Here is a 22,954-nt window from a genome sequence, read left to right as displayed (position 1 = left end):
CCTACGTGCGAACTCCCTGCTTCCAGCTGGCAAACCAATGTGACTGAGCGCTCAGTTTATGTCCGGAAATAGTAAAAGTCAATTTCACGGTCACCTCCTCCGTCACCCTGATCAACACGCCAGTCGACGCTCCGATCAACGTCGTGATCCTCTGAACGGCAGGGCTTCGGGACTCACGCGCCGCCCAGTCGTTGACGCAACGAGACTCGCACGGCAGTGGGGCAGACAAGCGCGTGTTTTCCAGCTAGCGCCCCTTGAAATGCCTTCTCGTTCAGAATTTCACCCAGCCAGACCCAGTGGCAGACCTCTGCAAAGCGCCAAACAGCCTGGTATCCTGAAGATCACTTCCATGGACCTCCCGATCGAACCACGACCGGGTCTGCCTGACGGCCGCCGGCCATCTCGCTCGCGCCCGTGATTCCGGGTACGCCTGAATACTAGGCATCACACTGAAAGTAAATTTCAAGAAAGCAACGACAGTCGGGGGCGGTTAGGGCCATTGTTGCGACTATAGAAGAATTATTTCCGAATCGAGCGATAAAGTCAGGTGCACTCTGTGTCGAAAACAGGTCTATCTTCCCAGCGTTTAATGCCTGGTTAGTAACGCGCGCTCATACAGCGTCCGGTCGAGTGCGACCTGGCCGTAATTCGCCAATCGTCCCAGTCGTTGACTCCAGCTTGCTCTTTTATTGAGCCGACCGAAGAGATCACAATCAATTCAATAGCATCAACCTGATGGCAAGCTTTAGCGCTGCCTGCTGTTTTTTGAAGTAACAGAGGAGGTCAAACTTTCCGGATATTTCTTCAGCCGGTATGGCGAACACTGCATTAGCTCCCGACACCTCCAGGGTGTAAACCTCTTCCAGAGCATTGAGCTGCCGATAATGAAGACGAATGCCTGTGACATTTGTGTGCGGACTTGCTCGCACCTGCAATTGAAGGAGCTGCCCGACTGAAACCTGGCTGGGTGGCGTGTGGATAATGCTTGGGCGCGCGAGGGCCATCGGATAATGCTCCTCCGCAGGTGGTGCGGCTTTTCTCGCCAGGTTTCGGAGCAGCATACTTGCTGACCTTGCCCGTTTTCATGCTAGAAAGCAGGAAGCCGCAAGTCTAGTTCTGTACCGCGCCATTCCTGGTTACCTCCCAGTTTTGACCCTGCCCTTGATACCGCCGCCTCAATCTGCGAACCAATGCCGTCGAATAATTCAGCAGTCTCGTGTGGCCCCTGCTTTGCCGATGCATGGTTCTGTACGACGTTTCGAGCCGCTTCGGCTGGGCTAGCAATGAAACTCTGGTCGCTCGGGAGTACATCTTTATAGTCTGCGATTAATCCGCCTGGGTTGATTTCGGGCCAGATGTACATGTTTGGATCTGCGAGGTGAGCGGCAGCAATTTCGGAGACAACACACCTTCCGGCGTGGTAGGTCGTTGATACATCCGCGGCCGCATCCCCAAAGCGGCTGCGCAGCTCAGTCATCCACACATCTTCCGATGCGGTGGGGTTATAGCTCAACCGTCCCCAAAGCAAGTAAAACATCCAGTGACGCTCAAACTCCCAATTCCAGAATTTCCGATCGTTATGAGATACGCATTGATTCTTATCGAAGATTTCCCATTTTCCCGGTCCGTTGCCATAGCCTTTTTGCGCCAGAGGGGCATCGATCTCAAATCCAGTACTATCGGACAGCGAAAACGTAGGTACTGCGCGTCGTACATACGCGGGATCGCCCTATAGTAAAACTCGGTTCTTCGAACCCGTGGAACTGGACGTTGTGGCCGTGCGCCATTGTGCCTGGCGCGATATCGGACGTGGCACAGCCGATCACCACGTTGTCGCCGGGATGCAGTTCGATCATGGGGCCGCTGATGGTCTCGCTGGATAATTCGGTCATATATTTGTGGCCTCGAAAGGGGTTCTGTCGCAGTACGGTGGTTGAGCCTTACAAAGACGATATACGTAGGATTACTTATATTATCAATGAATATAACTGACAGGCTGTAGATGGCTTGATTTTGTCAGTGTGCTTCATCTTCCCTTTGGCGATCATATGTATGATCTCGATGCCACTCAGAATGACACTCGCGGCGGAAGTCCTTGAACCCGACTTTCGGTCCGTCGATGCGTTTGATCGCCCAATGGTCCTGCTCAATCACGTTATTCAGATACTTGACCTGACAAACCTTGGTGGGCGTGTCGCGCCCAGCGTTCACCACGCGCAGCGCGGCCAGGTTGGCTCCGCTTTTGTCGATAGACACCGTCTCGGGTACGCTGTTTTGCTAGAGCGATTTCTCGAAAAAAACTGGTCAGTCGCCTTGCTACGCTTGGTTCGCAGACGAAAATCAATGTGTTGTCTTCCCTGTCCACGGCCTGATAGAGGCAATCCCATTCACGCAGGTTTCGTCCATCCTCTAGATCTTGCCAACTGGCCGATTGCGGCGGCGGAACACCGTCTCAAGCACCGGCAGAAACTTGATGGCCCAGCAGTGCACCATGGAGTGATCGACCGCAGCCCCACGCTCCGCCATCATTTCGTCGCGACGCGAGCTAAGCGGATAGGCAACGTACCAACGCACGCAGCTACCTCAGTTGGCAGCTCGCTACGTTGCTTTAAAAGCGTGAGGCGATTACCTAGGCCACTGTGGGCGGCAGCCCGTTGAACTTGTGCCAATGGGCGGGCCACCCACAGCGACCAATGCATCTGTTGCCATTTGCACATCCGATGGTTCAACGCCTGATTACCAGCCGAATTCGCCATAGCAGTTGAAATTGATCCTCCATCGCGATGCGACTTGCTTAGACGAGCGTGATGAACCTTTCTCCTTTCCGCGGCGTTCGCCGATTCGTTTCTTAAAGGCGAAGACATGAGGCGTTTCCCCTTTCGTAGTCAATCTTATAGTGAGGACTTCAAAGCTTTGGCACACCAATTTTGATTTCCGCGAACAAATCCGCCATCGACCTCCGGCGTCCATTTGGTGTCGCTGTCAGTGAGCCCACTGACAGCGACACCATCGATACGCATGCCGGCCCGTAATGTCCGGTTTTGCACAATCACATGGTTCAACGTTTCACTGACTGCCAGTGACGCGTGCGGTCTTTGGCTTTGCCAACGCTGGGGGCGCACCTTCGATGCCAAAACCCGCGGATTGCTCTGCCGACCAATCACCCGTGATACGGATGCCCCCGATAGTCTTCACATTCTTCAGCCTCGGTAGTTTGTGCTCACTAATGGGCTGCGGCGAGCGCCTTCAGGGATGACATGGCCGGCGCCCTCGCACACCGGAGCCGCGCCGTGTGCGTTTGCGCGCCTGCGTCGCTCACCTCGGCTTTGCGTCAGGCGTTCAGCCTGAACATCGAGACCGACGCTTTCAGATCCTTCGCCTGCGCCTCTAGCGAGCTGGCGGCGGCGGCTGCCTGTTCGACCAGCGCGGCGTTCTGCTGCGTGACCTCGTCCATCTGTGTGACCGCCTGGTTGACCTGGCCGATGCCCTTGCTCTGTTCCCGCGAGGCGGCGGTAATTTCCCCCACGATGTTGGTCACGCGCCGGATCTCGTGAGTTATCTCGCTCATCTTTGTGCCGGCTTCCAGTACATGGGCGGCACCTGCCCGAACCCGCTCCACGGAATCCTGGATCAGCTCCTTGATCTCCTTGGCCGCCGCCGAGGAACGCTGCGCCAGCGAACGCACTTCCGAGGCAACCACCGCGAAACCTCGCCCCTGTTCGCCTGCCCGTGCGGCTTCCACGGCCGCGTTCAGTGCGAGAATATTGGTCTGGAAGGCTATGCCCTCAATGAGGTCGACAATATTGGCAATCTTGTCTGAGCTGGCGTTGATGCCCTCCATGGTTTCCACCACCCGTGACACCGCGGTGCCTCCCTGTTCCGCCACCTGAGCAGCCTGTGCAGCGAGCTGGTTGGCCTGACCGGCATTGTCAGCATTCTGGGTGACGGTCGAGGTCAGTTGCTCCATGCTCGACGCGGTTTCCTCGAGCGAGGCGGCCTGCTCCTCGGTGCGCTGCGACAGATCCTGATTGCCCGTCGCGATCTGGTGCGTGGCGGTGGCAATCGAGTCGGCCGAGATCTTGATCGTGCCGATCGTCTGCGTGAGCTGCTCCTGCATGCGCTTCATCGAAAAAAGCAGGCTCGAGCGATCATCCGTTGCCGTCTTCACCATGCCAGTGAGATCGTTACCGGCAATCTGGTTGGCAATTTCGGCGGCGTACGACGGGTCGCCTCCCAGTGAGCGGAGAATACCGCGGTTGAGCAGCACCACCACAGCCGACAGGGCGCCAGCCAGTACCACTAGGACCCCGAGGTTCTGGTACAGCGCCGAGCGGAACGCCGCATCAATGTCGTCGACGTAGAGCCCCGTGTTGAGAATCCAGTCCCACGGCTGATACGCTACGACGTAAGCAATTTTCGACGAGGCTTCGGTGCCCCCCGGCTTCGGAATGCTATAAAGGGTAAAGGCCTGACCGTCACGCCTGAGAACAGCGAGCATATCTCTGAAGAGAAAAGCACCGTTCGGACCCTTGAAGTCGCCGATGTTCTTGCCGTTCAACTGCGGTTGCGCCGGGTTCATCAGAATGGTCAACTGTGAATCCAAGATCGCGAAATAACCGTCTCGACCGAACCGCATGTTGCGAATGGCGGCCATTGCAGTCCTTTGGGCCTCCGCTAAAGGAATTGAGCCGGCAGCCGCCTGGTCGCCAAAATTCTTGACGACACTCAGCGCAACCTCCGACGCGTGTTGCAGGTCCGCCTTACGCTCGTCCAGACGCATTTCCCGAGTCTGGTAGGCGTTGTAAATCGAAATTCCAGCGAGAAACAACAGGCTCAGGATCAGTGGCAGCCAGAGCTTTTGAGCAAACGAAAGTTTCATATCTATCGAGTCCCTTTATTACACAAACATCGTATCCTGCGGCGTCCACGGCTAACTTTAGCCTCATGACCTCCCCTTCGTGTTGAAAGGGGTAATGCTCTGGGTTGGGCGCAGGCCCCCCCCTATGCGCCCAGAACGAAGCATCATGCAAACGGTCTCCCGATCGTCCTCAGATACCGCGACAAAAAAAGTCAGAAGCTGTGTCTAATGGACGCCGGGACGATGATCTGTTTGCCCGTCGTGGACGGCGACGCAGCGTCGACGTTTTTTGCGTAATCGACTTCGCAAAAAGAAACTTCTTGGCCAGGAGAAAAATCTCAACGAAGGGCGCCGAAGCGCCGTTCGAACACTGGATACCTTTACTGCCAGCTAGAACTTGTGTCGAATTCCAACAACCGCTGCCACTTGATTCGACGTCGACGACGGCGAGAGTCCGTTGATGTCTGCAACAGCCGTATGGCCGGTCGAATCCGTACCCGACGCGTGTTGATAAACCGCGTCGACGTAGAAGTCCGTACGCGTCGAGACGAAGTAGTCCGCGCCAAGGATTCCTTGGTGGTACTTCGCGTCGTTCACGCCGTAACCCTTCGTATAGTCGTATGCAGCGCCCAACAACAGAGCCGGCGTCACCTGATACCTGAAGTTCAGTTCGGCGTTGTGGAACTTGGCGCTGCCGGAGGTGGTCTGGTCAGGTGCACCAGTAATACCGGTTTGTCCGAGATCCTTGAACTGCGTGTTGCTGTACGTTGCACCGACCGTTGCCGCACCGAACGTGTAAGCACCTCCGGCGGCGATCACTTGCTGCGTCTTAGCCGATGCATAGCCCGAGTACACCGTCGAACCGGTCATGTTCGAACCAGTCGCGCTCGAGGTCGAGTTGTTGCCGAAGAAGGAGTAATTCGGGTTCCTGACGTTCAAGTAAGCTGCGTCCAACCGCAACGGGCCTTGCACATAGCCAATACCGCCCGAGAATATCTGGTTGCGGTTGAACTGACCTGCAACGCCGCCCAGGCTATACAAGCCGCCGAACTTGATACCGCTATAGTTGCTGCTCGTGAACTTGATCGAGTTATTCGCCCGAAGCGTGTTGTTCATGTTATCCAGGTCACCCGGGTGCGCGCCGAGGTACGTCGCCCACTGGGCCCCCACTTCGAGCGTACCGGTATAGTCCACCACGGAGTCGTATTGACGACCGACGGTGACTGTACCGAAATGGTTCGACAGGCCAACGTAGGCTTGACGGCCGAATTCGTCACCGCCTTGACTCAGTTTGCCGGTGAATACGCTGAAACCGTTCTCCAACACGAACACTGCCTTCAGGCCACCCCCCAGGTCCTCCGTGCCTCGCAGGCCCCAACGATCGGCTTGGAGGGCACCCCCGGTAGCTTCATAAAGCTTACTACCGCCGATATTGTTCGCGTAGACGTAACCTGCGTCGACAATACCGTACAGCGTCACGCTGCTTTGTGCCTGGGCTGCACCAGTGAATGTTCCCAATGCTGCAAAAGCGAGAAGTAATTTTTTCATTTGTTTTCCAAAATTTTAGTTAGCAGACGACGTGGGGAAATTCTTTGCTTCATCAATTTTCGATGAGATGACTAGCACTACATAAGACACTTTGATATAAATTAATTATGCAGTCCGAAATAAATACACTAAATCAAAATTCTCTGCCTGAGACTCTACGCCGCCACCGCTTCGAGAAACCAATGATCGTCAGACTCCTTTCACCCTCACCCAAAAGTGCGAGTGACACTGCGCGCAACAATACGGAGCTCGGACGCCCTCAATCTCAGCTGACGGGGACATAAACATGCTTCATGTACCAAGAACCACAATTCAAATGAAGAGTTGAATCGCAGGTAACGCGGCGTCGCAGTTGAGCAAGTTGACTCGCTTGACCTTGATCTTGAGAACATCGTCGAAGACCATGAGATCGTGGAACACCGTAGCGGCAAATATCTGCTGCTCGTCTCCTCGTGTCTCGGTATAAATCATTGGGGTACGCATTCGGTAGATACCATTTTCCACGGCATATAACGCTGGACGATGCAGTACATGAAGACAGCGGCTTTCCGGTTGTTGTGAAAATGCCCGCGGCTGCTTCAGCCTGTCGATGCGCAGCTTAAGCAGCAAGCGATCCTCATACATGAGCGAAGCCTGATTGAGACCATCACTTTGATTTAGCGTAAGGGGCATCCAGTACGTGCCGTCTTCAGTAAAAAGCTCGTACCATTCCTCGAAGCGCTTCTCATCAAGCAGAAGCGTTTCGTCATACACGAATTCGATCAGCGCATCGCGCAAAGAGCCAGCGATTTCCATATGTTGTTTCCTTATATTTCGTCGACTGTCGGCGGTCGTCCGACAGAACACGCTAGAAAGAAGACATGGCAGCGGACCAAAACGAGGCCCGTTGGCCTGGACGCTCCCCCCACAGTCAAGCGTCAAGCACGAGCTTCGGGCCACGCGCTCGCGACACGCAGATTTGCATGACGCGACCCGCCCGCTTTTCCGCGTCAGTCAGGCAATAGTCGCGATGCTCGATATCGCCCTCGAATACCGAAGTCCGGCAAATGCCGCACTCTCCACGTTGGCAGTCGAAGATCGGATCTAGACCTGCTTCAATCATAGCGTCCAGTATTGTCTGGTCCGATCGGACCGACAGCACCATCCCGGCCTGGCGTAACTCCACTTCGAACTCACGGTCGCCTGCCTGAGGCGCCGCCTCAGCGAACAGCTCGACGTGAATATTCTCTCGTGGCCAGCCTCGCGCAGTCGCCAGCGCGATAGCGGCATCGATCATCCCTTTAGGTCCGCATATGTAGAGAGGCTGCGTCAACTGAAGGGTCTCAAAAAGTCCCTCCAGATTCAGGCTCTTCGATGGATGGTCATCGGTATAGATATGGAGCCGTTCGCCGGCCAGTCCGCGCAGTTTGTCGACAAATGCCATATCCGGGAGGTTGCGACCACTGTAGTGCAATGTGAAGCCATGCCCCGCACTGACCAGTGCGGTCGCCATCGACGCAATTGGGGTAATGCCAATACCACCGGCAATCAGAACTGCGCGATCGCAAGCGTCCAGCGCGAATGCGTTCTCCGGTTCAGACACCTGCAACGTATCGCCAAGGCGTACGTTGTCGTGCATCCAGCGTGAACCACCCTGTCCGCCCTCCTCTCGTCGCACCGCGATCAGGTAAGCGCCGGGATTCAGTGTTGCGTGGGCGCCCAGTTCAAAGTTGACAAGCGAATAGTGTCGCCATTGACGACCATCCTGCGGCGAAACGCACACACGGATGTGCGCTCCGGCAGCAAAGGCTGGCAATGGCGTGCGGTCGGGCGCATGCATGCGGAACGTCTTGATTTCGGCAGTCACATCGCGGACCTCGTCGACAATCACATCCAGTATCTTTCCAGCGTGAGCATTCATCGCATACTCCTGCACTCAGTCCTCATATTGAATCAATCGTGGGTAGCCATCAGGTCAACCCAGGCGCGAAACTGATTGCGCATCAGAATTTCATTGTTGCCGCTAACATCCACGGGCAATTGACTACCTTCATCGACCTGGCATTCGCGGTGTAAGCTTATCCATGGATTGCCGCTGGAAGCCAACGCTTGCTGCATGGTCGTGAAGACGTGAATGTCGTCATGCGCAACGATGGACATCGGGGAGAATACGAGCCGGTTGTAAGTCAAGGTTCGCTGCAGCAGTTCGTCAGGCGCATCCACGGGCGCCAAGGCGAAAATCTCGACAAGTGTTCGGTTGACAGCGAGTGGGCGGATTGCGCGCAAGGTCTGCGGCGAACTCTTCAGCGCCAAAGTTGGAAACAACACTGAGTTCTGGGGGGCAAACGCTAGGATTTCCTTCGCACGTTTCTCCCCGTGCGCTGCGCGCATCGCGTCTTCGTATCCCGGCGGCGCGCCGTAGCCGGAATGAATGCTAGCGCGAGTACCAAGGATGCAATGTCCGTTCGCATAAACGCGCGCCCCCGCTTGCTGATAGAACTCGTAGCCTGAGCCGAATGGCAGTAATTGCTCCAACTCCATCGGGCGCGGGGTATCCTCGGGCCACGTTTTCACCGCGTCTCGAGCAGTTTGCCAGGCCGATTCGTGGGTGGAGATCGGGTGCACCGCGTCGACAATATTCTCGAGATACATCTTCCAGTTACACGGGATCACACTGCGCAAAATGCCACCGGCCACGCGCACTTCACCAGCGGGCGATCGATCGGCTAGATTGTCAAGCACGCCCAACATATCTCCGAAGTAATCACGAAAGGAAATGCCTTCGGGTGACATACGCGCAAACACAAAACCGCGGTAATTTTCGCAAGCCAGGCTGTCAAGCCCGGCAGACGCTTCGCACTCGTGTAGCCGTGTGCCTTCGTAGCCAATGCGCAGCGGCACGCCAAGTGGTTTGCCATCCGTGCGATAGGTCCAAGCGTGATAGGGGCAGCGCAGGAACTTGCCGGCGTTGCCTGAGGGCAAAGAGATCACCATTGTCCCTTTGTGGGCACAACGATTAAGCAGAGTGCGGATCGAGCCATCGGGTTGCCGGATCATGATGACCGGCTGACGGGCGATCTGAGTCGTGATGAAGTCGCCCGTATTGGGTACCTGGCTGGCGTGACCGACAAAGACCCAGCTCCGAATAAACAGTCGTTCACATTCGAGATCGAAGAGCTCCTCGTTCAGGTAGACATCCCGATGCACCCGATCTTTATCGAACAACGCTCGGATGGCGTCGGGGTCGCTGCGGTATTGAGACAGGTGGTTCATTGCGGATTACCGGGTAAAGTGCCACCTTTCCGACTAGCGACAAAGTGACAAGCCAGCTGAGATGTCATCGCCGCGCACTCCAACTCCTCAACCACGACGGGGGTCCCGAAGAACTGGGTGGCGACGGCTCGAAATATGCCGACTATCGGCGCACAGACTGTATGGGTGCAAGCGCCGTAGCCCCATGCAAACGGACTGTTGTGCACAGTCAGCTTGAGTTCTTCGGCACTCTCTTCGATGTACCATCGTCCCCAGCCGAGACCAGCCGATGCATCACACATAGTTTCTAGCAACGCGCGGCCGACAGCTGTTTTGCCGTACGCTTGCACGCTGCGTCCTCCATGGAGCGCCGCGGAATTGGCTAGAGAACTCAGCACGCGCTCGCGCGTCGTGTCGTCCAGGCTTTTCAACGTCCCCATGAGTACATCAGGTCGCATGATCAGGTAGCGGCGGTCGCCATCGCAGATCTCTCCCGCCTCAAGATCGTGCACCAGCCGTGAAACGATAGCGTTCATACCGATCGCTCCTTAGCGCGCTCTTCGGGCGGCAAAGTCTCGGGGGTGAATCTCAGCGCGACAACGATAGATAGACCCAGCAGTGCTAAATAGATGGCGACCGGCCACGGGCTTCGGTATTTCGCCAGCAAGGCAGTCGCCAGCATCGGAGATAAGCCCGCTCCGAGGACCGAGGCCACTTCGCGCCCAAGTCCCAAGCCCGAGTAGCGCACATCGGCGTTGAAAAGCTCCGACATGTAGGCTGGCTGCACACCCTCAAGGGCACCAAGAGCCACGCTGGTAGACAGAACGTAGGCCAGCACGATCACCCATGCCTGCCCGGACTGAAGCATCAGGAAAAAAGGAAACGCGACCGCTATGACGCCTAGTGCGCCCCACCTGTATACCGCGCGACGACCGATGCGATCCGACATATGACCGAACCATAGCGAGAAAGGGATCATCAGCACCATGGAAACCGTCAGGGCGCCCAACAGCAGGTTGCTGGACAGGCCAATGAACCTGCCGTACGCCAGCGAAAATGCGAAGAAAATATACGACGCGCCACCTTCACCAAAACGCAATCCCATTACCATCAAGAGCTCTTTGGGGTGGCGCCGGAGCACTTCGACGATGGGCGTGCGAACGCGCACTGTGGCTCGCTTAACCTTCACAAACTCAGCACTTTCCGGGATCTGTTTGCGAACGTAAAAACCCAGGGCGATAATGACAATGCTAGCGAGGAACGGCAAACGCCAACCCCAGCGAATGAACGCGTCATGCGGCAGCATTTGAGCAAGAAGAAATACCGCAGATGACATCACGAAGCCAGTTGTTGCCCCGGCAGGACTCCATGCGGACAGAAAGCCGCGCCGCGAGGCCGGCACATTCTCGCTAATGATAAGAATGCTTCCACTCCACTCACCGCCGGCTGCAAGGCCTTGGACGACACGCAATGCCAGCAGCAACACAGGCGCCCAGATACCAATGCTGTGATAGGTAGGCAGCAATCCCATCAGAAAGGTGGCACTGCCCATCATGAGCAGGGTCAGGATAAGCACATTCTTACGTCCAACACGATCGCCCAAGTGTCCACATAGGATCCCGCCGATCGGCCGTACCATGAAGCCAATGAGGAATCCACCGAAGGACAGAATGGTTCCAACGAGCGGATCCGTGCCAGCGGGGAAAAAGAGATCGCCAAACACCAAGGCGGCCGCGGTGCCGTACAGAAAAAAATCGTACCATTCCAGCGCCTGCCCTATCATCGAAGTGAGCACTGTGCGCCGCAACGTTGCTTCGGGTACCCGCGTCGCCGCAGGACCGCTCACAATCGATATATCAGAGTTCATACCGGTCTTCCCACAAGTTCAAGGTATGGCGAACGCACGCTATGTTCGGGTGATCTCACAGCCTGTTCGCCGGTATCGGTCTCACGTTCAATATCTGCCGGACAAAAGTTCGCCGCAGTCCGAGACCTCCGTATGCATTTCCAGACGTCGCAGCATTTGCCACGTAGTCGCGACCGCCGCCGACATGGTCGGGACACCCGACTCGTCCTGGACCTTCTGGATCGACGACAACGACTGCATCTGGACGCAGGCTGACAGCACGAGGGCGTCGATGTTGCCGCGATCGAGACGTTTATAGATGGCGAGCAGTTTCTCCGGGTCCTGCGCGGCAACCTGCAGGTTGTCCGGAATTTCGAGCGCAATATAGTCTTTCACTTCAATACCTTCACTTTCAACGTATTCAACAACCAACTTCGTCAGCGGCTTCATGTAAGGGCAGACTATCGAAACGCGTTTTGCGCCCATCGCGTGCAGGCCGTCAACCAGCGCGCCTGCGCTCGTCACCACGGGGGCAGGCGCCCCGTTCTCCATCGTTCGCTGGAACAGACGCTTCTCCGACACCCGGTGGTAGCCAGCGCCCATGCTCATGATGGCCACCAGGCACGCATAGCCGAGCACGTCGACGTGAGCATCTGAAAGCTCGATCGCACAGCGGTCGCTATCGCGATCCATTGCTTCGAGCTCTTCCTTCACGACCCTCTTCATTCGCATGCGACTAGAGTGGAATGTGAAGCGCTCGTCAGAGTCTCGCTCGCGCCTACGGAACATCGCAGGGATTTCGGTTTCCATCGTCGTATTGGAAGATGGGACAATCTGCCCGATACGCAGAACGCGCTGCTGAGCCATCATTTGCTCTCCACGGTTTCGAAAGCATTGAGTTGCACTGTTTCGGCGTCGACATCCGATGCCCCGCTGCCTTCATCGTTGAATTGCACGGGCGCGAGTGGCTTGCGGTTCACGCGTAGATCGAACACATCGAAGCGGTTGTAGTGACCGGTAATATCGTGCATCTGGCGCGGCTGGATACAGCGCGACAGGTCGATATCAGCGTAGACGATGCCCTCGTCATCGATTAGCGGCTCACCAATCACTCGACCGTCAGGCCCGAGAATCCCCGAGAACGCGCTGTTTCGACGCGCCAACAAATCGCGAGCCTGGGGGTGCGACGCGCCAATCGTCTGAATGATTTCCGGTGAAATGGTCGAGCATGAGACCACCGTAAATACCTTGCCTTCGAAGCAGTGCGCAGCCGCTCGCAGGCGGATTGCTTCGACCATGTCGTAATCAGGCGGTGCGACGGGGAGCGAGATATAGCTCGCTACGTGCACAAGCTCGCCCTGTGCGAGCAGGCTGAAACGGGCAAGCGTATTCGTGTTCTCGCCGCACGCTAGCGAGCCGAGCGGCCCTATGCTCGTATCGTGTACCCGCAACGCGGACGCGTCGCCGTTGGCCCACGTCAGCTTTTCGGCCCACGTCGGCACGAGCTTTCGATGTCTCCCGAGAATTCGGCCCTCGTCGTTGATTGTGACGAGCGTGTTGTAGAGCGTGCCAATGCCCATGCGGCTGCGTTCGTTCACGCCGATCACGACGTTGATATGGTTCGCCTTAGCTGCCCCTGCGATGCGTCGGATTTCCGGCCCAGGTATTTCGATGGCGGATCTGCACAACTTCTCGAACCAAGGGCTGCCTTCGACTGGGCTCATCACCCAGTTCCAGTACGGATAGCCGGCGACGAACACCTCGGGGAACGCGACAAGGCGCGCACCGTTGTCTGCGGCTTCGCGAATCAGCCCGCAGACCTTGTCGACGGTGGCGTCGGTGTCAAGGAACACGGGAGCGGCCTGCACGGCCGCTGCTTTGAATTGCGTGAGATTCAGCATGGAAGACGTCTCGCACTTTGTTGGGAAAATTTGACGCCGGCCAGTTGCCGACCGGATAGCGTCATACGAATGGCACAGGCTCAGACCCCCACGACCGGATGGCGGAGTTCTCCGATGCTTTCAACCTGAGCGCAAACCACATCGCCCGGCCACAACCATTCCTGCGGATTTCGACCTGCGCCGACGCCTTCGGGCGTACCAGTTGCGATGATGTCGCCCGGCTCCAGCGTAATGGCCTTGCTGATGTCCGCAATCAAAGCGGGCACATTGAACAGCATGTGGCGCGTGTTCGAGCTTTGTTTCATCACGCCGTTGACCGTCAGGCTCAGGTTCAGCGTTTGTGGATCGGGGATTTCATCAACGGTGACGATGCACGGACCGAACGGCGCGAAGGTGTCCTGCCCCTTCGAGTAAATCCACTGGCCCGCACGCCGACAGTCGCGTGCGCTTATGTCGATCATGACGCTGTAGCCGAACACGTACTGCAATGCATCCGTTTCGCTCACGCCCTTCGCGCGTGTGCCCATGATCACGGCAAGTTCGACTTCCCAGTCGAGTTGTTGCGTGATCGCCCTGTTGTGTTCGATCGCATCGCCCGGGCCGATCACCGTCGTCGGGGGCTTCGAGAAGATTACTGGCTCCTTCGGCAGATCTTTCGACGTATCGAGCGTCCGGCTCGATTCGGAAACGTGCTCGACGTAGTTCAAGCCGATACCGAAAATATTCTTTCGCGGGCGCGGGATCGGAGCGAGCAGATTGACGTTTTGCACGGGCACGGCAACACCGACCGGCCACTTGCCGCGATGCTCATCGAGCAGCGAACTCGTGGAGAGCACGGCCTGCGGACCGAGGTCAATGAATTCGAGCATGCTCGCCGGCAGCGGATGTCCAGTGGTTGCACCGAAGCGCGCCAGATCGATGACGGTTCCATCGACGATCGATCCTAGACGGGCAGCAGCGCAAACTTCCGGACGGTAGGTAACGAGACGCATGAAATGACTCCATCAGTGCCGCCCTCTCCGGGCAGCAAATAGAAACTGGTTAGAAAGAAGCCGATTGCAGTCAGTCCGACGCGACCTGATGGCCGCCGTTTTCCGCAAGGGCGTCTTCACGGTACAGCCCGAGCGAGTGCATGACAGGCAGATCGCTGAAACAGAACAGGCACGCGTCGTCCGACAATGAAGCGTTTGAGTGCTCGTGGAACGCCCACGAAGGCACGCAGAAGATATCGCGCTCCGTCCAGTCGAAGCGTTGGCCGTTGATGATCGAACAACCGCTGCCTTTCGCGACCTGATAGATGAAACTGCCGGTATGACGGTGCGCGCGGGTCTTTTCGCCTGGACGCAGCAATTGCATGCTTGCACCGATCGTCGGCATCACCGGGCCGCCGTTCACTGGATTTACGTAGTTCATTAGCACGCCGTCGAACGGCGAGCCGTCCGATACGCGCGCGTATTGCGTGAGCGCCTCATAGGTGGGTTCCCATTCGTATTTGAATAGCGGTGAATAGTGCTTGTCCCAGTCCCCTTTCTGCGCATGCAGGCCCTTTGCGCCCCAGATCGCGGTCAAATCGTCGACCGGGTGAGTGATCGCCTGCTGCAAGTCCGGATGCACCGCGTAAAAGCCTGCTTCCATCGCGTTCACCAGCGGGATGTCGAGGCCGTCCTGCCAGATGCAGGGCGTGCCGTAAGCCGCAACGCCATGCTCGTGCCAGGTGCCATTCGGCGTGAGCACGAAATCGTTTTTCCCGAGCATCACTTTGTGACCATCGACGATCGTGTATGCGCCGGTGCCTTCCATGATGAATCGCAACGCCGACGCCGAATGAGAGTGTGCCGAGGCCGCCTCCCCCGGGTTCATCACCTGCAAACCGGAATATAGCCAGCCCACCGCGGCCGATACTTCGCGTCGGCCTGGGTTGTTCAGATACACGACGCGGCGCCCCGCCTGCTCCGGGGTTACAAGTTCAACCGCGCGCAGCACGTGCTCGCGCAGATCGCGATAGCGCCACAGCACCGGAACCGATTCGGACTTCGGCTGCCACGGCTCGATCTTGTTGGCAACGGTCCATAGCGCGCCTGCGTCGAGTTGTTCGAGTTGCTGATAGTAGGCAGCGAGTGCCGGCGTATCTGCGACATTCGCACGGCCCGCCACGCTCTCCCGATAGCTATCGTAAGTGTTCCCTGCCATGTTCATGCTCCTGTCTATCACAGCGACGAGGGTCCGTACGGTCCGGGATGCTGTCATCGTCGGGCGCCCGGAGTTGTGTTCAAGGCAATCGTTCGCGAGTTGGTGGCTGAAGCCATCGACCGATTGCCCTGCGAAAATGCTGCCTTGCGTCTGCCTTGCGCGATCTCCACTCTGAGTGCTGGACCGCGTGAGGCTGCGCCCAATGATGCCGTCAAGCGATGTGCTTCTTTCTACATCATCGAATCAACTTATAAATAGGATACCGAAAGAAATATCAGGTATCTTTTACAGAAATTCCTTTTCCTCTTACTGCTGCCGAATTGATAAGTCACAGTTCAAACCCACCTGCCGCTCGAGCACAGCGCATTTAGCGCCAACGCAACACGACTGCATCAACTGCGGCTGGCCACGATTCGATGTTGCTCATCCAGTGCAAGGCATACCGTATCGCCCTTCTCCGCGACCGACTTAAGGCATGCGATTACGGTTGGACCCGCCTGCATCGCAACGCTTGCCAGATGAACGTCACCGCTGTTGTGTGCTCCGACCCGGTGCCGGACCACCGTCAGCGCGGTCACTGTGCCGCGTGCTGCTTCGATCTCCGACCATTCGGCACCCCCGCACACGGGACACAGGTAGCGCGCCGGGAACACAGTCGTGCCGCAGCGGATGCAACTGGAGACCGTCAGACTCATTGGCTACCTCCGCCGACAGCTTCAAGCACCACTGCGTTCGCACACATGCCGTACCGGTACTCGACCATCCCGTAACCGCTGACCAGTGCACGCGTTGCATCCCGCACCTGTCGTTCGCCCGCTTCGCCGCGCAGTTGAGTGACCGCCTCTACCAGTCCATGCATGCCGCCTGCCGCGCCGGCCTGCCCTGCGGAAAGTTGTCCACCTGACGTGTTGACCGGCAATTCGTGGGACGATATCCGCGAGATCAGCGCGCGCAGGTCCGCGTCAGGCGCGAAACCCAGGTCAGCGAGCTGCACGAGCGCCATCACCGGATAGTCGTCGTATACAGACACGAGATCCATTTGGTCCGGCGTCATGTCTGCGTCGCGCCATAACGCCGGCGCGAGCGTGACTAGCGACGTCTGCAGGCCATCGCCCATCTGGTGGTCGACGTTATAAGCGCATCGCAGTGCGCGCACCGCAACGCGAGTGCCATGCTTTGCGAGGTCCGTACGCGCAACGACGATCGCATTCGCGCCGCTCACCACCGGTACGCAATCGAAACGGCCCAGTGGGTCAGCGACGAGCGGTGCGTCCAGATAAGCATCGATTGACAGTGGCGTACGATAAACCGCCTGAGGATTGCGTGATGCCCATCCACGTTGCGCCACACACAGCGCGCCGTAATCGGTACGCGACAGGCCATAACGTTGCGCATGCTGCTGGGTCAACATGGCGAACAGCGCGTTCGGGCCGCCGCTCTCGAGCGGACGCAGCCACACACGCGTTGTCAGATTGTAGTGATCAACGAGCTGCTTGAAGTCCGAGGGCTGGAAGCGGTCGCCCGATACGAGCGCAATCACATTCGCGTCACCGCACTGGATAGCACGCACCGCGTGTTGGAGCAGATTGATTCCGCTGGCACCGCCGTGGCAGTCGTCCATGCACCACCGAGGCGAAAGGCCAAGGCGCCACGCGAGGTCAATCGCGTGATCGGGAGAAAGGGTAAAGGACGCCACGCCGAGTCCGTCGACTTCCTTTGCAGCGAAACCCGATTGGGCGAGCGCCATACGAAACGCTTGCGCGAGTAGATCACCCGTCGTACCTTCGGGAGCCTGCCGCCGATATGGAACTTCCACTCCAGCGCATACCATCACACCCGAGAATTCGCGTGAGTGCATGTTCAATCTCCTCGCCAGCATGTCATGCATTGCAATGCTGCGTGCAGCATGAGCAGGGCCTCGCACCGATCGCCGGCACCCCTGTAGCTCAATAAGGTGCCGCTTGGCCGCGCTCCAGAGCCGACGGCAACGTGCTCGAATGCGACCGGCGTCGCGACAAACGTTGGAGAACCTTGCGCCGTTGCCATACAGCTTCCTCTGTGCCGCCTTGCGGCAAGATAAAAATAGTCCGTCACTGCTTCGTTGCGCACTTTGCGGGTCTCAGACTATGGCTGGAGCACCCGACGGGCATAGCTGCTACGAGCGTCTGAGCCGGTATCCCGACGTTTCGAGATCCCAGGTTCTTTCGGTCACGCCTTTCTCGCGCAACCTGTACTTCTGGATCTTGCCGTTTTCGGTTTTGGGTAGCTCGCGCAGAACGTCGATAAAGCGTGGCACTGCGAAATACGGTAGACGCGGCTCGCAATAGCGGATTAGCTCAAGCGGCTCAAGGATCTCGCCGTCGCGCAACACGAGTGCAGCCATTACTTCGTCTTCGGCAAGTTCGGACCTCACCGCAAACACCGCGGCGGTTTCGACCGCGGGATGACTTAGCAGGACGTGCTCGACTTCAAATGATGAGATGTTCTCGCCACGGCGACGGATTGCGTCTTTAAGCCGATCGAGAAATTTGTAATAGCCATCAGCATCACGAATAACCCGATCTCCCGTGTGGAACCATAGATTGCGCCACGCATCGACTGTCGCTTCAGGCATCGAGAAATAGCCTCTCGAGAACGCAAAAGGCTCCGAGGCACGCAGGGTCAGCTCGCCAGGATGTCCGTCCGGCACCGGCTCGTCGTTCTCGTCAACGACGCGTGCTTCAAAACCTGGCGCCACACGTCCCATCCATCCGGCACGCTGGTCGGCAACACCGCACCCGATGACACAATTGCTCTCTGTCGTTCCAAATCCGTCAAGCAGGTGAATCCCGCAACGTTCGGTGAAACTGGCGTGAAATTGCTCCGGCACACCCGGAGCCAGGGCGATCCTGACCTTGTGGCGGAGCTCCATGTCTGTTGGCGCTTTCGACAACAGGATGGGAACCATCGCCCCTAGCAGGTACGTTACCGTGGCCTCGGTCTCAGCCAACGCCGCAAAGAATCGACTTGCGGAGAATTTCTTGTCGACGATTAGCCTTGCTCCCGTCACCAGGGCCTGGAAAAAACTGTTCAGGGCATTGGTATGGAACAGCGGCAGGACGGTATAGAGCGTATCTCCTGCCGTGATCCCGATATGTCTTGATGAGTAGATGCCCCACCAATAAAACTGTCCATGCGGGCAGACGACGCCTTTCGATAAACCGGATGTCCCCGATGTATAAAGGATGGCGAGCGTATCACCGGGCCTGACATCGGCGGCTTCATGTGCCTCGCCTCTCGGAGGAAGCTGTTCACAGGACACTGGCAGGGACTTAGCCGGCGCGCCGTCATTAATGAGCCATACAACCTTCAGGGCAACCCTCGAGAAATCGAGCGCACCAATCGCGTCGGTCAATGAGGCTTCTATTACCATCAGTTGCGCTTTGCAATTTTCGAGAATGTGTTGCAGTTGCGGGCCCCGTGACGCGGTGTTGACTGGTACCACGATTGCGCCGAGCCAACCACATCCAAGCACGATCTCCATGAATTCCACACGGTTCGAGCACATCAGTGCTACCCGATCGCCACGCTTCACCCCTGCGGCCGCCAAAGCGCCGGCCCGTCGCGCAGCCGCATCTAGCGCATCAGAAGTTGTCCATACCGTTGTACGATCGGAAAAGAGAATGGCATTGCCACGGGCTGTGGCACGGGCCTTCAGCAGTGCAGGGAGCGTGCGTTGCGACGGAGCGACGTTCCACTCGCTCACGTCCTTTGGATAATCAATGTGTTTCGGTTCCATAAGTTCCTGCACGGTGATGTAGTACACGATCGAGCGTTGAGGGTGAACTCGCGAACCCTTCCGTCCGGCAAATGGACGTCATGTGCGGAGTATGGTCACCCGGAAATGATGAGCAGCGCTCTTTACGTCACGGGGCGTCGGGAGCACTCTTTGCCCAGCGTTTCATCAAGGTATTACTCGGCAGTGTTTCATCCATGACTTTCCTGGCAGTTTCGATGCCGGCTACCGGAAAGTGCTCGGTATCGAGCAAACCAATCTGAGCCAGAACACTCCCTTGATCCCAATAAATGTGCTCATGACACAACTTGTCGCCACGAAATTTCACGATGCCCACCAGAGGAACTTCAACATAGCGCCCCGTCGGTGACACCCCCGGTAATAGCCAGTCAATCTCGCAGGTATGCGTAAAGCAGAACAGGACCTCATCGACGATTTGCGTGGCACCGACCGTGCGTGAGATTGGAATCTGTCGCGTGTCGGGAGGATTGGCATGGATGAAGTGATGCTGATAGAAACGCCTGAGCGACGTATGACCAACTCCGCCAGTCATCGTCGGGATATGATTGACGTAGGGTTCAGAGACCATTGTCGCCATCGTTGCATCGGCATCGCGAACCTCGAACTCCAACTGAAGGTGCCTTTCCCACAGCGCCTCAAGATCGAAATCCGGTCCAAGGATGTGACGCAACGCAGCAATCGAACGATCATGGGCTAGCGCGCTCGCCCGCTTGTCGAAATGCGGGCTCGCGAATCGGGCGAATGCGTGATCGACGCCGGGATAAACATATAGGCTTGCATTCTTCTGCTGCTGTAAGGCCGCGAATATCTTTGCGCGCGCCGACTCATCGCAGAAGGCATCGTTGCCGGCGAAATGAAGCACCAACTTGCTCTTCAAGTGATCCGCACGATCCAATAGATCCTCGATTCCTACTCCGTAATAGCCAATGGAAATGGCGGCATCGGTATGCGTCGCAGCCAGATAGGCAAACTTTCCACCGAGGCAAAACCCCACGACACCACACTGGCCATCCAGCTCCGGACGCTGGCGCAAGACAGTCAATGCGGCGTTGAGATCGGACACAGCATCCTCATCGCGGACCCCCGTGAGCAGACGCATCGCATGCTTGACGCCCGACTCATCCGGCTCTAACTCGATTCCCTCCTCCTGGCGCCAGAAAAAATCCGGAGCAAGAACTACGTAACCTTCTTCGGCATACAGGTCCGCCATTTTGCGGACGAACGCGTTCACGCCAAATATTTCCTGGCACAAGACCAGGCCCGGGCCGCGTCCAGCGGGTGGCAGCGCCAGATATCCCGTGAATTTCCTGGCACTGTCCCCTGATATTTTTATCGTTATTCCGGCCATCGTCTTCTCCAAAGTGGCCCTCGCCCGAACCTTCAGGCGGGTCATACGGCAACTGTGCCGACATTGCGCGACGGCTGGCAGCCGCCTGGATCAAATAATTTCACCACGGAACAAACAGTATATTGTTTACGATAGTTATTCAAGAAAATTGCTATTTATTTTAATTATCGTTATAAATCAATATGTTAAGCTAAAAACAATAGTATACTGTAAGTTGTGCGACATGCTACAATACGCCGAAAGTGCCTGTCCCTCTTTTGTACGGGGAAGCGAGCCATTGTGCGTGGGGTCAGCGTCGTTTTCGGAAGGGTCTACGCAGATTCGAGGTAGAGACCAAATTAAATCGGCCGCTTTGGTGGCCGCTTCCGCACGTAGGGCAGGATGACGTGCCGATCGCCCGCCATACAATCAGGAGCACGACATCTTGCGAATCAAAGGCGAAGCGCTCTTCAAAGCTACAGTGATTCCACGTGACGTAGACACGGCAACGGCTAGAATCGCTGTAAGCTCATGGATTGTTTGCCCACCTCAACCGGTACCTAGAAGAGATGGAAGTACAGTCATGCCGACATCGTTAACCGTGGCAGCGAAAGCGACGCCAAACACCGCGATGCAGGAACCCAAACAGAGCATCCGGGAACAGGTGTACCGTCACTTGCGCGACAAAATGCGAAGTGGCGAGATTACATACGAAGACAAATTGGTTGACCATGAGATCGCCAGTCAATTGGGCGTTTCACGTATGCCCGTGCGGGAAGCATTGCTGCAACTGAAGAGCGAGGGCTTTCTTGAAGGAACCTCGCGCGGGTTCGTTCTGCGCCGCTTTACTCCGACTGACATCGCCAATATTTTCGAAACTCGGCTCCTGCTTGAGCCCGCTGCGGCTGGCGATGCTTGCAAGAACGCTTCGATCAAGGGGCTTTCCGAGATGCGTTCGATGGTCGCTGCGGCCGAGCGTGCCTACGCTAATGACGATATCCCAGGCTTCATGGATTCGTCCGACGCTTTCCGCTTGACCTGGGTTGGAATGGTGCCCAATCCTCATCTCGTACAGACAATTGACCGCTTACGCGATCATGTCGAAGCCGTCCGACTCGCGACGCTTCGTGACAAGGCCATTCGCGAGTTGGCGTTAAAGCATATGAAACACATATTAGACGCATTCCTTGAGGCGGATGCCGAGGCAGTCAAGGAGCGGGTTGCCCATAACATGCGTGTTTCTGCGACGTGCTATTACTCTACGCAAGAGACGATCTTGAGCTCATCCGCTGAACGCGGGACCGAACCTTTGACAGCAAAGTCGGCGGATTTATAGAGAAAAAGCTGACCGAATTTAGATTAAACGGCTCGGTGAAATTCCACTACACCGCAGCTGATGGAGAAATGTCTCGTTCAGGCATTTTCTTCTGACGGTCAGACGCCAGACGATTTCATCAAGAGCATTCTTATCGCTCATTCAACGTGGATCGCAAATGAACTCAAAAAGCAAATCTTTTTTTGAAGGCCGCACAGCGCTCGTCACCGGCGCAAACGGTGGGCTCGGCCTGGTGTTAGCACGTGCGTTAGCAGGCCGAGGTTGTAAAGTGTATGCCGCAGTACGCAATCCAGACAAATTCGCCGATGCCTCTAATTACCGCCTAATTATCCCGGTGCGGCTTGATCTCACCGATCCAGACAGCATCGATGCTCTGATCCCGCTCGTAGCTGATGTGAGTTTGGTATTCAATAACGCTGGTAGCAATCGGCAAGATAGCGCTTTATTTTGCCGTAGCGAAGGTGCGGCGCGGGAAGAAATGGAAGTCAACTTTTTCGGGCCCTTACGTTTGGCTCGCGCACTCGCCCCATTGATGAAAGATCGTGGAGAAGGGACTTTTGTCAATCTCCTTTCCATACTGGCGTTTGAGCACCTGGTGGAGTGCGGCTCGTATTCCGCATCGAAGGCGGCGGCACACTCGCTTACACAAGGGATGCGAGCTCAGTTGCAGCCGTGGGGCGTGCGAGTGATCGGTGTTTATCCCGGGCCTATGGATACCGCAATGAGTGCGAGCCTGCCCCTACCTAAGGTATCCCCTGAAGTCGTTGCAACTGCAATCATGAGTGCGCTCGTGTCCCGCGATGATGAAATTTATCCTGGGGACATAGCTCAGAAATTCCATACGAAATGGCGACCATATCGCGGATAGCATCATTCTTTGCCGTTGTTGCATGTAGGCAGTTGCAAGGATGATCTGAGGAA

General features: G+C 56.8%; 19 protein-coding genes and 1 pseudogene. 2 read left to right on the top strand and 18 right to left on the bottom strand.

Translation table 11 applies throughout. The features are described 5' to 3' along the window. Positions 1 to 713: 713 nt before the first annotated feature. From P3T24_RS36695 to P3T24_RS36610, 18 genes and pseudogenes are all read right to left on the bottom strand, one after another. Positions 714 to 1,061: a hypothetical protein gene (locus P3T24_RS36695; RefSeq protein ID WP_143787547.1), complete on the bottom strand. Its 348-nt coding sequence runs from the start codon at positions 1,059 to 1,061 to the stop codon at positions 714 to 716. Between the two features lie 26 nt (positions 1,062 to 1,087). Then, positions 1,088 to 1,537, bottom strand: coding sequence for a hypothetical protein (locus P3T24_RS36690; protein WP_074265579.1), 450 nt, complete (start codon positions 1,535 to 1,537; stop codon positions 1,088 to 1,090). A 430-nt stretch (positions 1,538 to 1,967) separates the two neighbouring features. Then, positions 1,968 to 2,577: pseudogene (locus P3T24_RS36685) on the bottom strand (IS6 family transposase); the annotation flags it as partial. A 754-nt stretch (positions 2,578 to 3,331) separates the two neighbouring features. Continuing rightward, positions 3,332 to 4,879 carry a methyl-accepting chemotaxis protein gene (locus tag P3T24_RS36680; protein WP_429441651.1) on the bottom strand — a complete coding sequence of 516 codons (1,548 nt, stop codon included), beginning with the start codon at positions 4,877 to 4,879 and terminating at the stop codon, positions 3,332 to 3,334. A 369-nt stretch (positions 4,880 to 5,248) separates the two neighbouring features. Continuing rightward, positions 5,249 to 6,406: a porin gene (locus P3T24_RS36675; protein WP_074265582.1), complete on the bottom strand. Its 1,158-nt coding sequence runs from the start codon at positions 6,404 to 6,406 to the stop codon at positions 5,249 to 5,251. Positions 6,407 to 6,718: 312 nt separating this feature from the next. Next, the gene (locus tag P3T24_RS36670) at positions 6,719 to 7,201 is read right to left on the bottom strand and encodes an aromatic-ring-hydroxylating dioxygenase subunit beta (protein WP_074265583.1); all 483 of its coding nucleotides are present in this window, start codon (positions 7,199 to 7,201) and stop codon (positions 6,719 to 6,721) included. A gap of 115 nt (positions 7,202 to 7,316) precedes the next feature. Then, a complete protein-coding gene (locus tag P3T24_RS36665) occupies positions 7,317 to 8,306 on the bottom strand; it encodes a PDR/VanB family oxidoreductase (protein WP_074265584.1) in 990 nt (329 codons plus the stop codon). A gap of 32 nt (positions 8,307 to 8,338) precedes the next feature. Further along, the gene (locus tag P3T24_RS36660; protein WP_429408686.1) at positions 8,339 to 9,658 is read right to left on the bottom strand and encodes an aromatic ring-hydroxylating dioxygenase subunit alpha; all 1,320 of its coding nucleotides are present in this window, start codon (positions 9,656 to 9,658) and stop codon (positions 8,339 to 8,341) included. Then, positions 9,655 to 10,173, bottom strand: a complete 519-nt coding sequence (locus tag P3T24_RS36655; RefSeq protein ID WP_074265585.1) for a V4R domain-containing protein — start codon at positions 10,171 to 10,173, stop codon at positions 9,655 to 9,657. The genes P3T24_RS36660 and P3T24_RS36655 overlap by 4 nt, the downstream gene beginning before the upstream one ends. Then, positions 10,170 to 11,504 (bottom strand): MFS transporter, encoded by a 1,335-nt coding sequence (locus P3T24_RS36650; RefSeq protein ID WP_429441649.1) that lies wholly within the window; start codon positions 11,502 to 11,504, stop codon positions 10,170 to 10,172. The genes P3T24_RS36655 and P3T24_RS36650 overlap by 4 nt, the downstream gene beginning before the upstream one ends. A gap of 87 nt (positions 11,505 to 11,591) precedes the next feature. Further along, on the bottom strand, positions 11,592 to 12,350 hold the full coding sequence (locus P3T24_RS36645; RefSeq protein ID WP_074266180.1) for a maleate cis-trans isomerase family protein: 759 nt from the start codon (positions 12,348 to 12,350) through the stop codon (positions 11,592 to 11,594). Continuing rightward, positions 12,350 to 13,384 carry a carbon-nitrogen hydrolase family protein gene (locus tag P3T24_RS36640; protein WP_074265587.1) on the bottom strand — a complete coding sequence of 345 codons (1,035 nt, stop codon included), beginning with the start codon at positions 13,382 to 13,384 and terminating at the stop codon, positions 12,350 to 12,352. Before P3T24_RS36640 ends, P3T24_RS36645 begins: the two co-directional genes overlap by 1 nt. An 80-nt stretch (positions 13,385 to 13,464) precedes the next feature. Then, positions 13,465 to 14,376, bottom strand: coding sequence for a fumarylacetoacetate hydrolase family protein (locus P3T24_RS36635; RefSeq protein ID WP_429441647.1), 912 nt, complete (start codon positions 14,374 to 14,376; stop codon positions 13,465 to 13,467). 70 nt (positions 14,377 to 14,446) lie between these two features. Continuing rightward, the gene (locus P3T24_RS36630) at positions 14,447 to 15,574 is read right to left on the bottom strand and encodes a cupin domain-containing protein (protein ID WP_074265589.1); all 1,128 of its coding nucleotides are present in this window, start codon (positions 15,572 to 15,574) and stop codon (positions 14,447 to 14,449) included. Between the two features lie 392 nt (positions 15,575 to 15,966). Further along, on the bottom strand, positions 15,967 to 16,269 hold the full coding sequence (locus P3T24_RS36625; protein ID WP_074265590.1) for a Zn-ribbon domain-containing OB-fold protein: 303 nt from the start codon (positions 16,267 to 16,269) through the stop codon (positions 15,967 to 15,969). Continuing rightward, a complete protein-coding gene (locus tag P3T24_RS36620) occupies positions 16,266 to 17,432 on the bottom strand; it encodes a thiolase family protein (protein ID WP_429441645.1) in 1,167 nt (388 codons plus the stop codon). Before P3T24_RS36620 ends, P3T24_RS36625 begins: the two co-directional genes overlap by 4 nt. 297 nt (positions 17,433 to 17,729) lie before the next feature. Continuing rightward, positions 17,730 to 19,352 (bottom strand): ATP-dependent acyl-CoA ligase, encoded by a 1,623-nt coding sequence (locus P3T24_RS36615; RefSeq protein WP_074266181.1) that lies wholly within the window; start codon positions 19,350 to 19,352, stop codon positions 17,730 to 17,732. A 127-nt stretch (positions 19,353 to 19,479) separates the two neighbouring features. Continuing rightward, positions 19,480 to 20,718: a dienelactone hydrolase family protein gene (locus tag P3T24_RS36610; protein WP_074266182.1), complete on the bottom strand. Its 1,239-nt coding sequence runs from the start codon at positions 20,716 to 20,718 to the stop codon at positions 19,480 to 19,482. A 562-nt stretch (positions 20,719 to 21,280) separates the two neighbouring features. Between P3T24_RS36610 and P3T24_RS36605 the strand changes: the two genes are divergently transcribed. Both P3T24_RS36605 and P3T24_RS36600 read left to right on the top strand, forming a co-directional pair. Further along, a complete protein-coding gene (locus P3T24_RS36605) occupies positions 21,281 to 22,033 on the top strand; it encodes a GntR family transcriptional regulator (protein ID WP_083611462.1) in 753 nt (250 codons plus the stop codon). A gap of 157 nt (positions 22,034 to 22,190) precedes the next feature. Beyond that, entirely contained in the window at positions 22,191 to 22,901 is a 711-nt protein-coding gene (locus P3T24_RS36600; RefSeq protein ID WP_074265592.1) for an SDR family NAD(P)-dependent oxidoreductase, read from the top strand. Positions 22,902 to 22,954: the final 53 nt, after the last annotated feature.

This window comes from Paraburkholderia sp. GAS33 (assembly GCF_050436645.1).
Classification (GTDB): Bacteria; Pseudomonadota; Gammaproteobacteria; order Burkholderiales; family Burkholderiaceae; genus Paraburkholderia; species Paraburkholderia phenazinium_B.
Note: the sequence above shows the minus strand (reverse complement) of the source record. Positions and strands in the feature narration are given on the sequence as shown.

Coding starts and splice junctions, on each gene's coding strand:
- P3T24_RS36695 (WP_143787547.1), bottom strand. CDS start 1,061: ATGCTGCTCCGAAACCTGGCGAGAAAAGCCGCACCACCTGCGGAGGAG.
- P3T24_RS36690 (WP_074265579.1), bottom strand. CDS start 1,537: ATGTTTTACTTGCTTTGGGGACGGTTGAGCTATAACCCCACCGCATCG.
- P3T24_RS36680 (WP_429441651.1), bottom strand. CDS start 4,879: ATGAAACTTTCGTTTGCTCAAAAGCTCTGGCTGCCACTGATCCTGAGC.
- P3T24_RS36675 (WP_074265582.1), bottom strand. CDS start 6,406: ATGAAAAAATTACTTCTCGCTTTTGCAGCATTGGGAACATTCACTGGT.
- P3T24_RS36670 (WP_074265583.1), bottom strand. CDS start 7,201: ATGGAAATCGCTGGCTCTTTGCGCGATGCGCTGATCGAATTCGTGTAT.
- P3T24_RS36665 (WP_074265584.1), bottom strand. CDS start 8,306: ATGAATGCTCACGCTGGAAAGATACTGGATGTGATTGTCGACGAGGTC.
- P3T24_RS36660 (WP_429408686.1), bottom strand. CDS start 9,658: ATGAACCACCTGTCTCAATACCGCAGCGACCCCGACGCCATCCGAGCG.
- P3T24_RS36655 (WP_074265585.1), bottom strand. CDS start 10,173: ATGAACGCTATCGTTTCACGGCTGGTGCACGATCTTGAGGCGGGAGAG.
- P3T24_RS36650 (WP_429441649.1), bottom strand. CDS start 11,504: ATGAACTCTGATATATCGATTGTGAGCGGTCCTGCGGCGACGCGGGTA.
- P3T24_RS36645 (WP_074266180.1), bottom strand. CDS start 12,350: ATGGCTCAGCAGCGCGTTCTGCGTATCGGGCAGATTGTCCCATCTTCC.
- P3T24_RS36640 (WP_074265587.1), bottom strand. CDS start 13,384: ATGCTGAATCTCACGCAATTCAAAGCAGCGGCCGTGCAGGCCGCTCCC.
- P3T24_RS36635 (WP_429441647.1), bottom strand. CDS start 14,376: ATGCGTCTCGTTACCTACCGTCCGGAAGTTTGCGCTGCTGCCCGTCTA.
- P3T24_RS36630 (WP_074265589.1), bottom strand. CDS start 15,574: ATGGCAGGGAACACTTACGATAGCTATCGGGAGAGCGTGGCGGGCCGT.
- P3T24_RS36625 (WP_074265590.1), bottom strand. CDS start 16,269: ATGAGTCTGACGGTCTCCAGTTGCATCCGCTGCGGCACGACTGTGTTC.
- P3T24_RS36620 (WP_429441645.1), bottom strand. CDS start 17,432: ATGCACTCACGCGAATTCTCGGGTGTGATGGTATGCGCTGGAGTGGAA.
- P3T24_RS36615 (WP_074266181.1), bottom strand. CDS start 19,352: ATGGAACCGAAACACATTGATTATCCAAAGGACGTGAGCGAGTGGAAC.
- P3T24_RS36610 (WP_074266182.1), bottom strand. CDS start 20,718: ATGGCCGGAATAACGATAAAAATATCAGGGGACAGTGCCAGGAAATTC.
- P3T24_RS36605 (WP_083611462.1), top strand. CDS start 21,281: ATGCCGACATCGTTAACCGTGGCAGCGAAAGCGACGCCAAACACCGCG.
- P3T24_RS36600 (WP_074265592.1), top strand. CDS start 22,191: ATGAACTCAAAAAGCAAATCTTTTTTTGAAGGCCGCACAGCGCTCGTC.